Origin of the sequence: Pseudotabrizicola alkalilacus, from assembly GCF_003443995.1 — a bacterium.
In the GTDB taxonomy this organism is placed as follows: Bacteria; Pseudomonadota; Alphaproteobacteria; order Rhodobacterales; family Rhodobacteraceae; genus Pseudotabrizicola; species Pseudotabrizicola alkalilacus.
The window spans coordinates 157376-170155 of sequence record NZ_QWEY01000001.1 but is presented as its reverse complement, the minus strand read 5'-3'; the positions used below and the strand labels follow the sequence as shown (position 1 = coordinate 170155).

At 62.8% G+C, this 12780-nt stretch carries 16 protein-coding genes; 10 read left to right on the top strand and 6 right to left on the bottom strand.

Annotated elements, in window-relative coordinates; translation table 11 throughout:
* Positions 1 to 106 precede the first annotated feature (106 nt).
* Complete coding sequence (locus D1012_RS00760) at positions 107 to 541, top strand: c-type cytochrome (RefSeq protein ID WP_118149440.1); 435 nt, start codon at positions 107 to 109, stop codon at positions 539 to 541.
* A gap of 54 nt (positions 542 to 595) precedes the next feature.
* Here the strand turns inward: D1012_RS00760 and D1012_RS00755 are convergent, their stop codons facing one another.
* Together D1012_RS00755 and D1012_RS00750 are read right to left on the bottom strand one after the other, a co-directional pair.
* Complete coding sequence (locus D1012_RS00755) at positions 596 to 751, bottom strand: I78 family peptidase inhibitor (RefSeq protein WP_118149439.1); 156 nt, start codon at positions 749 to 751, stop codon at positions 596 to 598.
* Between the two features lie 137 nt (positions 752 to 888).
* The gene (locus D1012_RS00750) at positions 889 to 1233 is read right to left on the bottom strand and encodes an I78 family peptidase inhibitor (RefSeq protein ID WP_118149438.1); all 345 of its coding nucleotides are present in this window, start codon (positions 1231 to 1233) and stop codon (positions 889 to 891) included.
* A 143-nt stretch (positions 1234 to 1376) separates the two neighbouring features.
* On the opposite strand from D1012_RS00750, the gene D1012_RS00745 reads away from it, so the two are divergent.
* The 6 genes from D1012_RS00745 (at position 1377) to D1012_RS00720 (ending at position 6061) form a co-directional block, all read left to right on the top strand.
* The gene (locus D1012_RS00745) at positions 1377 to 2507 is read left to right on the top strand and encodes an S-(hydroxymethyl)glutathione dehydrogenase/class III alcohol dehydrogenase (RefSeq protein ID WP_118149437.1); all 1131 of its coding nucleotides are present in this window, start codon (positions 1377 to 1379) and stop codon (positions 2505 to 2507) included.
* A gap of 75 nt (positions 2508 to 2582) precedes the next feature.
* Positions 2583 to 3053 (top strand): aminoacyl-tRNA deacylase, encoded by a 471-nt coding sequence (locus tag D1012_RS00740; RefSeq protein ID WP_118149436.1) that lies wholly within the window; start codon positions 2583 to 2585, stop codon positions 3051 to 3053.
* Positions 3054 to 3150: 97 nt separating this feature from the next.
* Positions 3151 to 3726 (top strand): L,D-transpeptidase, encoded by a 576-nt coding sequence (locus D1012_RS00735; protein ID WP_118149435.1) that lies wholly within the window; start codon positions 3151 to 3153, stop codon positions 3724 to 3726.
* A gap of 66 nt (positions 3727 to 3792) precedes the next feature.
* Positions 3793 to 4131 (top strand): hypothetical protein, encoded by a 339-nt coding sequence (locus tag D1012_RS00730; protein ID WP_158569146.1) that lies wholly within the window; start codon positions 3793 to 3795, stop codon positions 4129 to 4131.
* A 51-nt stretch (positions 4132 to 4182) separates the two neighbouring features.
* Positions 4183 to 4932 (top strand): NYN domain-containing protein, encoded by a 750-nt coding sequence (locus D1012_RS00725; protein ID WP_118149994.1) that lies wholly within the window; start codon positions 4183 to 4185, stop codon positions 4930 to 4932.
* Positions 4933 to 5014: 82 nt separating this feature from the next.
* Positions 5015 to 6061, top strand: a complete 1047-nt coding sequence (locus D1012_RS00720; protein ID WP_118149433.1) for an LLM class flavin-dependent oxidoreductase — start codon at positions 5015 to 5017, stop codon at positions 6059 to 6061.
* Positions 6062 to 6145: 84 nt separating this feature from the next.
* On the opposite strand, the gene D1012_RS00715 is transcribed toward D1012_RS00720, so the two are convergent.
* Both D1012_RS00715 and dapE read right to left on the bottom strand, forming a co-directional pair.
* Positions 6146 to 6565, bottom strand: a complete 420-nt coding sequence (locus D1012_RS00715; RefSeq protein WP_118149432.1) for a GNAT family N-acetyltransferase — start codon at positions 6563 to 6565, stop codon at positions 6146 to 6148.
* Positions 6562 to 7710 (bottom strand): succinyl-diaminopimelate desuccinylase, encoded by a 1149-nt coding sequence (dapE, locus tag D1012_RS00710; protein WP_118149431.1) that lies wholly within the window; start codon positions 7708 to 7710, stop codon positions 6562 to 6564. The genes D1012_RS00715 and dapE overlap by 4 nt, the downstream gene beginning before the upstream one ends.
* Before the next feature lie 298 nt (positions 7711 to 8008).
* On the opposite strand from dapE, the gene D1012_RS00705 reads away from it, so the two are divergent.
* The gene (locus D1012_RS00705; RefSeq protein ID WP_118149430.1) at positions 8009 to 9589 is read left to right on the top strand and encodes a Hint domain-containing protein; all 1581 of its coding nucleotides are present in this window, start codon (positions 8009 to 8011) and stop codon (positions 9587 to 9589) included.
* 3 nt (positions 9590 to 9592) lie between these two features.
* Entirely contained in the window at positions 9593 to 10579 is a 987-nt protein-coding gene (locus D1012_RS00700) for a Hint domain-containing protein (RefSeq protein ID WP_118149429.1), read from the top strand.
* On the opposite strand, the gene D1012_RS00695 is transcribed toward D1012_RS00700, so the two are convergent.
* Positions 10576 to 10911 (bottom strand): DUF8846 family protein, encoded by a 336-nt coding sequence (locus D1012_RS00695; RefSeq protein WP_118149428.1) that lies wholly within the window; start codon positions 10909 to 10911, stop codon positions 10576 to 10578. The two genes, D1012_RS00700 and D1012_RS00695, sit on opposite strands and share 4 nt — an antisense overlap.
* Before the next feature lie 154 nt (positions 10912 to 11065).
* Positions 11066 to 11893, bottom strand: a complete 828-nt coding sequence (dapD, locus tag D1012_RS00690) for a 2,3,4,5-tetrahydropyridine-2,6-dicarboxylate N-succinyltransferase (protein WP_118149427.1) — start codon at positions 11891 to 11893, stop codon at positions 11066 to 11068.
* A gap of 80 nt (positions 11894 to 11973) precedes the next feature.
* Between dapD and D1012_RS00685 the strand changes: the two genes are divergently transcribed.
* Complete coding sequence (locus D1012_RS00685; RefSeq protein ID WP_118149426.1) at positions 11974 to 12780, top strand: LOG family protein; 807 nt, start codon at positions 11974 to 11976, stop codon at positions 12778 to 12780.

Genomic DNA, 12780 nt, shown 5'->3' with positions numbered 1-12780 from the left:
GGTGATGACGTTCGCGTGATCGGTGTCGGTTCCGCAACAACGTCACTTCCGCGACTCAAGGCCGCGCTTATACTGCGACATAATTTCCAGCTGGGAGCCAGAAAACATGAAGTTGATTACCAAGAGCCTTATTGCCGGACTTGTGCTTGTGGCCGGTGTTGCCGTCGCGAAAGAGGGGGTGCAAGACCCCACCGTCAAGGCCCGGATGGACCTGATGGGCACCATTGGCATGAACGTCAAGGTTCTGGGCGACATGGCGACCGACAAGGTGGCGTTTGACGCCGCCGCCGCTCTGGCCGCGCAAGAGGCGCTGGTTGCGGCATCCGCCGACATCCCGGCCAAGTTCGAGCCGCAAGCGACCGATCCGGTGGCCGAAGCCAAGCCGGAGATCTGGACCAACTGGGATGATTTCGTTGCCAAAGCAGGCGCACTGAACGCAGCGGCGACCGCACTCGACCCTGCCTCGCTCGACGGGGTAAAGGCCGGGATGGGGGCTGTCGGCGGCGCTTGCCGCGATTGCCACACCTCCTATCGCATGTAAGCCAGCCTGACCGCAGCAAGCAAAGGCCCCCGCCAGCCGGGGGCCTTTGTCATTTCAGCTGCAATGGACCCGCGAAATCCGCTCGGCCCGGTCAATCTCGATGTTCAGCCGGTCGGCCCGGTAATCCATCGTTACCGCCATATCAGGCCGGATGATGCGCGTCTCGGCAGCGAATTTCATCGTCTGCAACACCGAGGCCGGCTGTCCCACCAGCCCCGCAACGCATCGGCCCCACAACTCGCCAGATCCGGGCCATCAGGCGCATCCGGCACAACGGGCTGACAGGCCGCCAGCACGGCAATCAAACTTCCGGCAAGGACTGTCTGTTTCATAATAGTCTCCGTTCTTCAGCCGCAAAACAGGTGCAGGATCACACCCGAGCCATCTACTTGGGCATTCAACCGGTCCGGCATCAAGTCCCGCGTCACCCCCTGACCGGGGCGCAACACCCGCAGATGGCCAGGCAGGCGGTAATTCGCCAGTTCGGTAAAGGGTTTGCCCGCCAGATGCGTCAGTTGATCCTGCCCGCAGCCCCGCACCTGACCGCTGGCCAGCATCATCGGTGGCACGATCGCAGGCCCGACACGCGACATCGGCGGCACAAAGCACCCCGAAAGGGCGCTGCAAAGGATCAGCGCATGCGCAAACCGAAGACCCGAAGGAAAGCCGATGTCTGACAAAAACCTGACCACTCGTAAACCGCTTCAGAGGAATAGCCATACCTAACCCCGGCGACAGGTTGCATGCAAGCATGGGCGTTGAAATTCCCCCTCCGGGGTCTTGCCTTGGCCAGCAGTTTCCCCCAGCCTGAGCGCAAATGATTTAGGAGAAGCCAATGCGCACCCGTGCCGCCGTAGCCCTTGCCCCCGGCAAACCGCTGACCGTGATGGAGGTCAATCTGGCCGACCCGAAAGAGGGCGAGGTTCTGGTCGAAATCAAGGCCACCGGCATCTGCCACACCGATGAATTCACCCTGTCGGGCGCCGACCCCGAAGGGCTGTTCCCAGCCATTCTGGGGCATGAGGGCGCGGGCGTGGTCATCGCCTGCGGGCCGGGGGTCAAAAGCCTGAAACCCGGCGATCACGTCATTCCCCTCTACACGCCAGAATGCCGCGAATGCCCGAGCTGTCTGAGCCAGAAGACCAACCTTTGCACCGCAATCCGCTCGACCCAGGGTCAGGGCCTGCTACCAGACGGCACGACGCGGTTTTCGATGCTGGATGGCACGCCGATCCATCACTACATGGGCTGCTCGACGTTCGCCAACCACACCGTGGTGCCGGAAATCGCGCTGGCAAAGGTGCGCGATGACGCGCCGTTCGACAAGATCTGCTACATCGGCTGCGGCGTCACCACCGGCATCGGCGCAGTGCTGAACACCGCCAAGGTGGAAATCGGGGCCAAGGCCGTGGTCTTTGGTCTGGGCGGGATCGGGCTGAACGTGATTCAGGGCCTGCGCATGGCCGGGGCCGACATGATCATCGGCGTCGATCTGAACAACGACAAAAAGGAATGGGGCGAAAAGTTCGGCATGACCCATTTCGTCAACCCCAAAGAGATCGAGGGGTCGGTCGTGCAGCATATCGTCGATCTGACCAAGACCCCGTTCGACCAGATCGGTGGCGCGGATTACAGCTTTGACTGCACCGGCAACGTCAAGGTGATGCGCGACGCGCTGGAATGCACCCATCGCGGCTGGGGCGTTTCGGTGGTGATCGGCGTGGCCCCGGCCGGGGCCGAGATCCAGACCCGGCCCTTCCAGCTGGTGACGGGCCGTGTCTGGAAAGGCACCGCCTTTGGCGGCGCGCGCGGGCGGACGGATGTGCCCAAAATTGTCGACTGGTACATGGACGGCAAGATCGAGATTGACTCGATGATCACGCATATCCTGCCGCTGGAAGACATCAACAAGGGGTTCGATCTGATGCACGAGGGCAAATCCATCCGGTCCGTCGTGGTGTTCTGAGGCTGATGGTGCCGGGGGGCGGACGGCCCCCCGGCCGGTTTGTTGCCACATGAAGACCTGGAGAGAGTCCGGCACATGACATCGACACCCGGTTTGCGGGCTCTGGCGCAGCAAGGCATTGAAGTGAGTCTGCATCCCTATGACTATGACCCCGGTGCTGATGCCGTTGGGCTGGCGGCTGCACGGGCCCTGGGGCTTGATCCGGCGCTGACCCTGAAAACGCTGATGGTCGAGGTTGACGGCAAGCCCGCCTGCTGCGTCATCCCCTCTGACCAGCTGCTTTCGATGAAACGGGTGGCGGCGGCGTTTGGTGGCAAATCCGCCGCGATGATGCTGCCTGCAAAAGCCGAGCGACTGACCGGCTACCGGGTCGGTGGTATCAGCCCGTTTGGGCAAAAGCGCCCTGTTCCCACCGCTATTGAGGCCACATCCTGCACAGCGGAAAAGGTCTGGATCAACGCAGGCGCGCGGGGCCTGTTGCTAGGGATCGTCCCACAGCAGGCTTTGCTGGCTCTGACAGCGCGGCCTGCCGATCTGATGGCGTGACCTGATCTTTTCGTGAGCGCGGGTCAGATATCGTGATTTGTGAATGTCTTGCAGTTTGGCCATACCTGAACCGGCAGTAATAAAACAAGGCAGGACCATGACAGATCTTCCCCCCCTTTCTCGGCGGCATCTTCTGACGGGGGCCGGGGCACTTGGCATCACGCTTTGCGCACCGGCGATCCTGAGCGCGCAAACCGTAACCGGCTCGGTGCGCAACAATGTCTCCAGCTTTCAGATGCAGGATTGGCGCGACCATTTTGACGCCTTGGGCCATGGGGTCATTCTGGCCGACACCGTGTCACGCGCGGTGCATTTCTGGTCGGCAGACGGTGCCGACTATCGCATGTGGCCTTCCTCGGTGCCGATTTCAGAAGAGCTGACCCGGCGCGGCATGACCGAGGTGATCAAAAAGGTTGACGGCCCCACCTGGACGCCAACACCCTCGATGCGCGAGCGCGACCCCTCGCTGCCGGCGATGATTCCCGCCGGGCCCGAAAACCCGCTCGGCACCCATGCCCTGTACCTTTCCTGGCAGTATTACCGTGTGCACGGAACGCATGACACCCGCAAAATCGGGCGCCGTTCCTCCGACGGTTGCATCGGACTCTACAATGAACACATCGCAGAGTTGTATGCTTTGGCAAAAGTCGGAACCAAGGTGAAATTGATCTGATCCGGCCCATAGTCTTGTGCTTTGCTGACGGTGCGAACTGGCACTTTGTCAGAAAAGAGCATGTCCGTGGGTATAAGCGACGAGGATCTGATCGAGATGGCCGTGCGGGCCTTGCTCTCGGAAGAGCAGGATGTGCGAAGCCTTGTCGGGCAGCTTGCCACCCGCTGGCCTGACGCCCCGGCGCTGCAGATCATCCATGTCCTCGCCATGACTGCCGGAACGGTCGAGCATATGCTGGCCGCTCCGGCGGCAAAGCTGGCGGCGCAGGATGCCTGGCGCATGGCAGGTCTGGTGGGTGTCGATCTGTGCATGATGGAGTATCTGGCGCTGCCACACGAAACGGCGGGCGATCTGCTGGCCTATTGGCTGACCCATGACCGCTTCTTCCTTGACCCGACAGCTTGAGGCTTTCCTTGACCGCGCCGAGATGCGACAAGCATCGGGATGGAGAAACCGATGCCCGAACCCCGCACCCCCCGCCTTTGCGTCCTGATCGACGCCGACAATGTGCCCGCCAGCTACGCCGAAGCGATCTTTGAAGAGATCGCGGCACTGGGCGAGGCTTCGGTCCGCCGGATCTATGGCGACTGGTCGGCGCAGCGACTGGCGGGCTGGGCGAAAAAGGTGGCAGCGCTTGGTTTGGTCGCCGATCAGCAGTTTTCCAATACCAAGGGCAAGAACGCCTCTGACATCGGGCTGGTGATTGCGGCGATGGATTTCCTGCATTCCGGCCTGTTTGACGGTTTTGTGCTGGTGTCTTCGGACAGCGACTTCACCCGTCTGGCCGCACGCATTCGCGAGCAGGGGCTGGATGTCTATGGCATCGGCGAAAAGAAAACGCCCGAGGCCTTTCGCATGGCCTGCAAGCGATTCATCTACGTTGAAAACCTGAACGCCCCCGCCGAAGAATTGCCGCGCAGCACGATCCGTAGCGACGTGACCGAAGGCGTGGTGGCGGCGAAACCCGGCACCAAAGAAGCGCCGTCCAAGGCCATTCCGCTGATCGTCGCCGCGATGCGGGCGATTGATCCGGATGGCGAATGGTACACGCTTGGCCCGCTGGGTCAGTTCATCACGCAAGCCAACCCCGATTTCGACACCCGCACCTATGGCGCGGCGAAACTGTCGGATCTGGTCCGCCGTCTGCCCCGGTTCGAGGTACGGCAAGGCCCCGGCGGCCAGCTGGAACTGCGCGACATCTCCTGACCGCGCACAGCTGCCGTGCAAGGCTGCGCCTTTGCGCGGGCGGTGGCATCGCCTATGTTGACCCAAAGAACAGGAGGCCGGTATGGGCGAGATTTCCTTGGGTTTGGATACGTTCGGCGATGTGAATCGCGGCGCGAACGGGCAGATGCTGCCGATGGATCAGGTATTGCGTGACGTGGTAGAACAGGCAGTGCTGGCCGATCAGGTTGGCATCGACTTTATCGGGTTGGGCGAACACCACCGCGACGATTTTGCCATCTCCGCGCCCGAGATTGTGCTGGCGACCATCGCGGGCCGCACTTCGCGCATTCATCTGGGCACTGCCGTAACTGTTCTGTCCTCGGATGATCCGGTGCGGGCGTTCCAGCGCTTTTCTACGCTGAACGCGGTGTCCAATGGCCGGGCCGAGGCTATTCTGGGCCGTGGCTCGTTTTCCGAAAGCTATGCGCTGTTCGGCTATGACATGGCCAATTATGACCAGCTGTTCGAGGAAAAGCTCGATCTGTTCGCGCGTCTGGTGCGCGAGAAAAAGGTCAGCTGGAAGGGCGAGACCCGGTCGGCCCTGAAAAATCAGGTGGTCTATCCGCCGCTGGGGCCAAAGGGCCTGACCACCTGGGTCGGCGTCGGCGGCAGCCCCGAGTCGGTGGTGCGGGTCGTGCGGCAGGATCTGCAATTGATGCTGGCGATCATCGGCGGCGACCCGGCCCGGTTTGTGCCCTATATCGACCTCTATCACCGCGCCGTCGCGTCGATGGATGCAAAGGTGCGCCCGATCGGCGTGCATTCCCCCGGCTTTGTCGCCGCCACCGATGAGGCCGCGCGTGAGGGTCTGTGGCCGCATTACCGCGAGATGTTCGGCCGGATCGGTCGCGAACGCGGCTGGCCGCCGGTGACCAAAGAGAAATATCTGGCCGAGGTCGAGCATGGCTCGCTCTATGTCGGCAGCGCCGAGACGGTGGCGAAAAAGATCGCCAAAACCGTCCGGACGCTGAAAATTGATCGCTTTGATCTGAAATACGCCACCGGGCCGCAGCCGCATGGCGAGCTGATGGAGTGTATCCGGCTCTATGGCGAAACCGTGATCCCGATGGTGCGCGACATTCTGGCCAGCAACCGCCCTGCTGCCTGACGGCAGTTCGGGTAAGGGCCTCCGGCGGGAGTATTTGCAAAGCAGCAAAGCCGGGGGTCGTGCAGTGGCGACAGGGTGGGTCGGCTACAGGGTCATCACCATGTCGCGGTGCGGGATGCCGGCATCGTCATAGACCGGCCCTTCGGCGACAAAGCCCAGCCGTTCGTAAAACCCCAAGGCATGGGTCTGCGACCCCAGCTTGGCGCGGGTGATGCCCGGCTGGCGGCGCAATTCGTCAAGCGCTGCCCGCATCAGGGCGGCCCCAAGGCCAGTGCCCCGCGCGGCGGGCAGCACGCAGACCCGGCCGATCTTGCCGGTGTCCCCCGACAGCAGCAGACGGGCCGAGCCCATCGGCACTCCGTCAAGGGTGGCGAGCATGTGGATCGCACCCTCATCCTTGTTGTCGAGTTCCTCGGCCTCGGACACGCCTTGTTCTTCGATGAACACGGCGCGACGCAGGCGCAGGCAGGCGGCGATGTCGCGGGTGGGCGCGATATGGATCATGCGAAGTAATCGCGCAGGATGCGGGTGTAGATGGTCTTCAACTGGTGGATCTGCGCCACCTCGACCCGCTCGTCAACCTGATGCATGGTCCGGCCGACCAGACCGAACTCCACCACCGGGCAGTGATCCTTGACAAAACGCGCATCCGAGGTGCCGCCCGAGGTCGAGGCGACCGGCACGCGCCCGGTTTCCGTTGCGACAGCCTTGGCCACCAAGGCCGAGAATTCACCGGGCGGCGTCAGAAAGCTTTCACCCGATATCTGGAGTTTCAGGTCAAGCCGCACCCCGGTTTCCCCGGCCACCGCCTGTGCGTGATCCTGCAGCCAGCGGCTGAGGCTTGCACCGGAATGCAGGTCGTTGAAGCGGATGTTCACCGTGGCCGTGCCGCGCGCCGGAATGACATTGGTGGCGGGGTTACCGCAATCAATGGTGGTGATCGCCAGCGTTGAGGCGTCAAAATGGTCGCTGCCCGCATCCAGCGGCTTGTCCTCCAGCCGGGCCAGCAGGCTGACCAAGGCCGTCATCGGGTTCTTTGCCCGGTGCGGATAGGCGGAATGCCCCTGCACCCCGGTCGCGGAGATATGGGCGGTCATGCTGCCGCGACGGCCGATCTTCATCATCTCGCCCATCTCATTCGGGCAGGTCGGCTCGCCGACCAGACAATGCGTCATGCGCTCGCCATGCTGGGCCATCCAGTCGAGCAGCGCCACGGTGCCATCGACCGAAGCCCCTTCCTCATCGCCGGTGATGGTCAGGATCACCGCGCCATCGGGCGGCGTCTCGCGCACGAAATCCACCGCAGCGGCGGCAAAGGCGGCGACGCCCGATTTCATGTCGGTCGTGCCCCGGCCATACATCCAGCCATCGACCACCACAGCGCCGAACGGGTCATGCGTCCAGGCGGCGGCATCGCCCACCGGCACCACGTCAGTATGACCGTTGAAGCCAAAGCTGCGGTTGGCGCCGCGCAGGCCCCAGCGGGCAAACAGGTTTGACACGCCGCCCCGGTCAACCCGCGCGCACTCAAACCCCGCATCAGACAGAAGCCGCTCCAGCAGCACCAGCGCGCCACCTTCCTCCGGGGTCACCGAAGGGCAGCGCACCAGAGCGGCGGTGAGGGCGACAGGATCGACAGGTTCTGACATTGCAGCACTCCGTAATGGGATTGCCACAGGCATACCGGCCCTTCCCGTGCCCTGCAACTGCCTGACGAAACCTCATATTGTTGCCGCCGCGACACGCTCTGCTGATGGGAAGTGCGGCCCCTGCAGCATTGTGGCCAAAAGAGGGATGACTTGCGGCGAAACTCTGGTAACCATTCATTAAACAACACGTCCCAGAGGCAGGGCAGAGCAGGGTCAACGCACCCATTCCGACAAAACGCTCCGGCAGGCACCCGCCTGACCGCTTTTTATGCTCTGTCTTCCAGCGGGGGAGGCAGTCTTGGCGACAGGCGCAGAACTGAACTACAACGTCAACGCAAACGCCATGACAATGGCCAATGCGATGTTCGGCAGTGGGGTGACCGTGGTGGGCGCAAGCTATACCGGGCCACGCGACAGCTCGGCCACGTTTACCAACGGCAATCTTGCGCCCGGCGTGCTTCCCTCCTCGTCCGGTGTGATCCTGTCCACCGGCAATGTGCGGGATTTCACCCAATCCAGTGGCGATCCGAACCGGGCAACCAACACCTCCACCGATACGAACGGGGTCGACAACAACAGCCAGTTCAACGCTATCGCCGGAGCACAGACCTTTGATGCGGTCTGGATCGACGTCGATTTCATCCCGACCGGCGATGTGATGACGATGCGCTTTGTGTTCAGTTCCGAGGAATATCCGGAATATGTGAACTCGGCCTTCAACGATGTGATGGGGGTCTGGGTCAACGGGGTCTATGTGCCGGTCTCGATCGGCAACGGTACCTCGTCGATCAACAACATCAACCCGCTGACGCAACCGAACCTGTTCACCAGCAATCTGAATGATGACTACAATACCGAGATGGACGGTTTCACCGTCACGCTGACGCTGACGATTCCGGTGCAGCCAGGGGTGGTGAACTCGATCCGCATCGGCATCGCGGACACGGCCGATTCGCAATACGACTCGAACCTGATCATTGTCGGGGACAGCATTCAAACCACGCTGGTCGCCCGCGATGACGTTGACACCATGGCGGCCACGGGTCAGAAAACATTCGATATTCTGGGCAATGACATCTATAGCGGCGCGGGTACGCTGCAGATTACCCAGATCAACGGGATCAATGTTGTGGCGGGTCAGGTCATCACCCTGCCCTCTGGTCAACAGGTACGGCTGAATGCCGATGGCACCATCACGGTGATCGGCAATGGCGATATCGAGCAGGTGAACTTCACCTACACCGTCGCCTCGACCATTGGCGGGCATATCGACACCGGGCTCGTCAAGATCAACACGATCCCCTGTTTTGTCGCCGGAACCATGATCCTGACCGACAAGGGCGAATGCCCGGTCGAATCCCTGCAACCCGGCGATCTGGTGATCACAAAGGATGACGGGCCGCAGCCGTTGCGCTGGATCGGGCGGCGACAGGTGCCTGCAACCGGGGCACTGGCCCCGATCGAGATCCGGGCGGGCACCTTTGGCGATCACCGGCGGCTGCTTGTGTCGCCCCAGCACCGGGTTCTGGTGCACGATTCTCTGGCAGAGCTGCTGTTTGGCGACACCGAAGTGCTGGTTTCGGCCAAGGATCTGGTCAACGGGCGCTCGGTGCGGGTGATGGAGGGCGGCGAGGTGGAATATGTGCACCTGCTGTTTGACCGGCATCAGATCGTCTCGTCCGAGGGACTGGCCACGGAAAGCTTTCTGCCCGGCCCGCAATCCACGCGGATGTTCGAGGCCGGGATCATCGACGAGATCTGCACACTGTTCCCCGAACTGGACCCGCAGACCGGCGATGGTTACAGCCCGGCGGTGCGCCGGACCCTGCGACCGTTTGAGGCGCAGCTGCTGTTTGCGGCTGCGGAAAAGGCGGCATGAGCCATGGGTGACTGGCTGGCCCTGTCAGACCTGACGCTGCCCGAGGGCGATCATTCCGTGCTGGAGCAGGGGCTGTTCGTGTGTGAGGCTGCCTTGCCGCTTGGTACGGGTACGGTCTTGCTTGAATGGCATCAGGATGACGGCACGATGCGGACCTTTTCCGTGTTTGCCGATCCGCAGGCCGGGATTGTCATCCTGCACCGCAATGGGCAGATGATGCGGCGGCATGTGTTGCCGGGGCCACTGCCGTTTGGCCTTGGCACGGCGCGGATCAGCTATGGCTGGAACCGGCGCACGGGCGGCTGGCGGCTTAGTTTCGGGCGCATCGGGATGGGTGAGGAGTGTATCTGCGCCGGGACGGGGCCGATTGCGCTGTCGCCGCATGAGCTGGCAGGGCTGTGCCGTCGCGATGGGGCAGCGCTGCGGCATGGGTCGCTGTTGTGGTTCGGCGTGACGCAAGGCGAGCGCCCGCCGGAGCGGGCGCCGTGGCTGGGGCTGCGCACCCCGGTCGAGACTGCGCGCGGGCCGGTGGCGGCAGGCTGTCTGCGGCCCGGCGATCTGGTTCACACCGCTGACAACGGCTTGCAGCCGGTGCTGCGGATCAACCGGCTGCGGTTGCCCAGCCGGGGCAGCTTTGCCCCGGTCATCCTGCGCGCGCCCTATCTGGGTCAGGGCAGCGATGTGCTGCTGTCAGCCGATCAGCTGGTGGTGCTGAGCGGGGCCGAGGTGGAGTATATGTTCGGGGTCGAGGAGGTACTGGCCCGCGCCGATGCGCTGGCGAACGGCACCATCGGGCGCAGCGACGGGCGGCAGGCGGCGATTGATTGTGTGGCGGTGGATCTGGGCTTGCCGGAGCTGCTGCTGGTCGACGGGCTGAAGCTGCTGAGCCACGGGGTCCGGGCAGAGCCGCCGCGCCCGGTGCTGCTGGCCTTTGAGGCGCAGCAGCTGGTCAGTCTGATGGCGCGGCGCAGCCTGTTCGGGGCCGCCTAGTCGTAAAGGGCCGTCATCTGCGCGACGATCACGGAGTTTTCGTCCAGCGCGCGCAGCATCAGTGCCTCTTCTTCGGGGTCGATTTCGACGCCGGCCTCTTTTTGCTCGTCCAGCGAACCGTGGCCTTCGACCTCCAGCACGGCCAGATCGGCCTGCTTGAGGATGGCCACGGTTTCGCGGACCGCTTCGGCCTCGTCCACACCGCTGGCATAGCACATCAGGGCGCCGCCGGTGGCTTTGGCGGGCAGGTCGTCGCCGGGTTTGCGGCCGACCTGGACCAGCAGGGTGTAGACCTGCTGGCGGCTGGCTTTGACGGGCTTTTCATCGCTCATGGGGCGGCCTTTCGCGGCGCTGCCCCCCGTGTTACGGGCGTGTGTAACACAGGGGGAATTTTCAATTATCTCACAATATCAATATGTTGACACTGTGAAATTAAGCAATCTTTAACACTTCCTCAGCCTGCACCACAGGCTGCGGCGGGTTTGATCAGTCGCGCAGAAGCTCGTTGATGCTGGTCTTGCTGCGGGTCTGGGCATCGACCTTTTTCACGATCACGGCGCAGTAGAGGTTGATGCCGTTTTTTGACGGCATCGAGCCTGCCACGACGACCGATCCGGCGGGGACTTCGCCATACATCACCTCACCGGATTCGCGGTCGACGATCTTGGTCGATTTGCCGATGAACACGCCCATGCCGAGGACCGAGCCTTCGCGGATGATGCAGCCTTCGACCACTTCGGAGCGGGCGCCGATGAAGCAGTTGTCTTCGATGATGGTCGGGCCGGCCTGCATCGGCTCCAACACGCCGCCGATGCCGACACCGCCGGACAGATGCACATTCTTGCCGATCTGCGCGCACGACCCGACAGTGGCCCAGCCATCGACCATGGTGCCCTCGTCAACAAAGGCACCGATGTTCACAAAGGACGGCATCAGCACCACGTTTTTCGCGATATAGGCCGAGCGGCGGACGATGGCACCGGGCACGGCGCGGAAACCGGCGGCGCGCCAGTCAGTCTCTGTCCAGCCTTGCCATTTTGACGGCACCTTGTCCCACCAGTTGGACCCGCCGTTGCTGCCCGAAATCTCATGCATATCCGTCAGGCGGAACGACAAAAGCACCGCCTTTTTCGCCCATTGGTTCACATGCCAGTCACCATTGCCGCGCTTTTCGGCGACCCGCAATGTGCCTGCGTCGAGCGCGGCCAGCGTGGCCTCGATCGCGTCGCGCACCTCGCCTTTGGTGGCGGTGGTGATGCCGTCGCGGTCTTCCCATGCGGCCTCAACGGCGGTTTCCAAGGCGGCGTTTGACATGCTGTCACCCTTTTTCGGTTGGTCCTGTTGCGCCCTGCCTATAGAGCTTGGGGAGAGTTCACGCAATGCAAAGGCAGGACATGAAAGACGAACCCCGCGCCCACCCGTTCCGCGACTCGGTGGAGGACGTGCAGGCGGCCGACCGGATTCCCGATACCATCCAGACCCGCGCGCCTGCCTACCGGCTGGCCTTTGCCGACCCGGACTTCATGACGCGCGAGGAATTGCGCCCGGTGCGGCTGCAGCTGGAACTGCTGAAACCGCAGATGGTGATGGATGAGCGCGGGATTGAATCGACCATCGTGCTGTTTGGCGGCGCGCGGATTCCTGCAACGGCGGAGGGTGGGCGCACGCCCGCACTGGCGGCGCTGTCAGAGTATTATGACGAGGCGCGCAAATTTGCCAAGCTGATGACCGAGCGCAGCATGGAAAGCTATGGCCGCGAGAATGTAATCATCACCGGTGGCGGTCCGGGGGTGATGGAGGCAGGCAATCTGGGCGCGCATGAGGCCGGGGGCCAGTCAATCGGGCTGAACATCGTGCTGCCGCATGAGCAGGCCCCGAATGCCTATGTCACGCCGGATCTGTGTTTCAACTTTCACTACTTTGCCATCCGCAAGATGCATTTCCTGATGCGGGCCAAGGCGATCTGCGTGTTTCCGGGTGGCTTTGGCACGCTGGACGAGATGTTCGAGACGCTGACGCTGATCCAGACCAAGCGGATGAAGCCGATTCCGTTCCTGCTGTTTGGCCGGGCGTTCTGGGACAAGATCATCAACTGGCAGGCGCTGGCCGAAGCGGGCACCATCAGCCCCGAGGATCTGGAGCTGTTTCAGTATGTCGAGACGGCAGAGGAAGCCGTGGCAGCGATTGACGGCTGGGTTTAG

What these genes read in the sequence shown, in the direction of transcription:
- D1012_RS00760 (WP_118149440.1), top strand. Translation starts at nt 107, where the DNA reads ATGAAGTTGATTACCAAGAGCCTTATTGCCGGACTTGTGCTTGTGGCC.
- D1012_RS00745 (WP_118149437.1), top strand. Translation starts at nt 1,377, where the DNA reads ATGCGCACCCGTGCCGCCGTAGCCCTTGCCCCCGGCAAACCGCTGACC.
- D1012_RS00740 (WP_118149436.1), top strand. Translation starts at nt 2,583, where the DNA reads ATGACATCGACACCCGGTTTGCGGGCTCTGGCGCAGCAAGGCATTGAA.
- D1012_RS00735 (WP_118149435.1), top strand. Translation starts at nt 3,151, where the DNA reads ATGACAGATCTTCCCCCCCTTTCTCGGCGGCATCTTCTGACGGGGGCC.
- D1012_RS00725 (WP_118149994.1), top strand. Translation starts at nt 4,183, where the DNA reads ATGCCCGAACCCCGCACCCCCCGCCTTTGCGTCCTGATCGACGCCGAC.
- D1012_RS00720 (WP_118149433.1), top strand. Translation starts at nt 5,015, where the DNA reads ATGGGCGAGATTTCCTTGGGTTTGGATACGTTCGGCGATGTGAATCGC.
- D1012_RS00715 (WP_118149432.1), bottom strand. Translation starts at nt 6,565, where the DNA reads ATGATCCATATCGCGCCCACCCGCGACATCGCCGCCTGCCTGCGCCTG.
- dapE (WP_118149431.1), bottom strand. Translation starts at nt 7,710, where the DNA reads ATGTCAGAACCTGTCGATCCTGTCGCCCTCACCGCCGCTCTGGTGCGC.
- D1012_RS00700 (WP_118149429.1), top strand. Translation starts at nt 9,593, where the DNA reads ATGGGTGACTGGCTGGCCCTGTCAGACCTGACGCTGCCCGAGGGCGAT.
- D1012_RS00695 (WP_118149428.1), bottom strand. Translation starts at nt 10,911, where the DNA reads ATGAGCGATGAAAAGCCCGTCAAAGCCAGCCGCCAGCAGGTCTACACC.
- dapD (WP_118149427.1), bottom strand. Translation starts at nt 11,893, where the DNA reads ATGTCAAACGCCGCCTTGGAAACCGCCGTTGAGGCCGCATGGGAAGAC.
- D1012_RS00685 (WP_118149426.1), top strand. Translation starts at nt 11,974, where the DNA reads ATGAAAGACGAACCCCGCGCCCACCCGTTCCGCGACTCGGTGGAGGAC.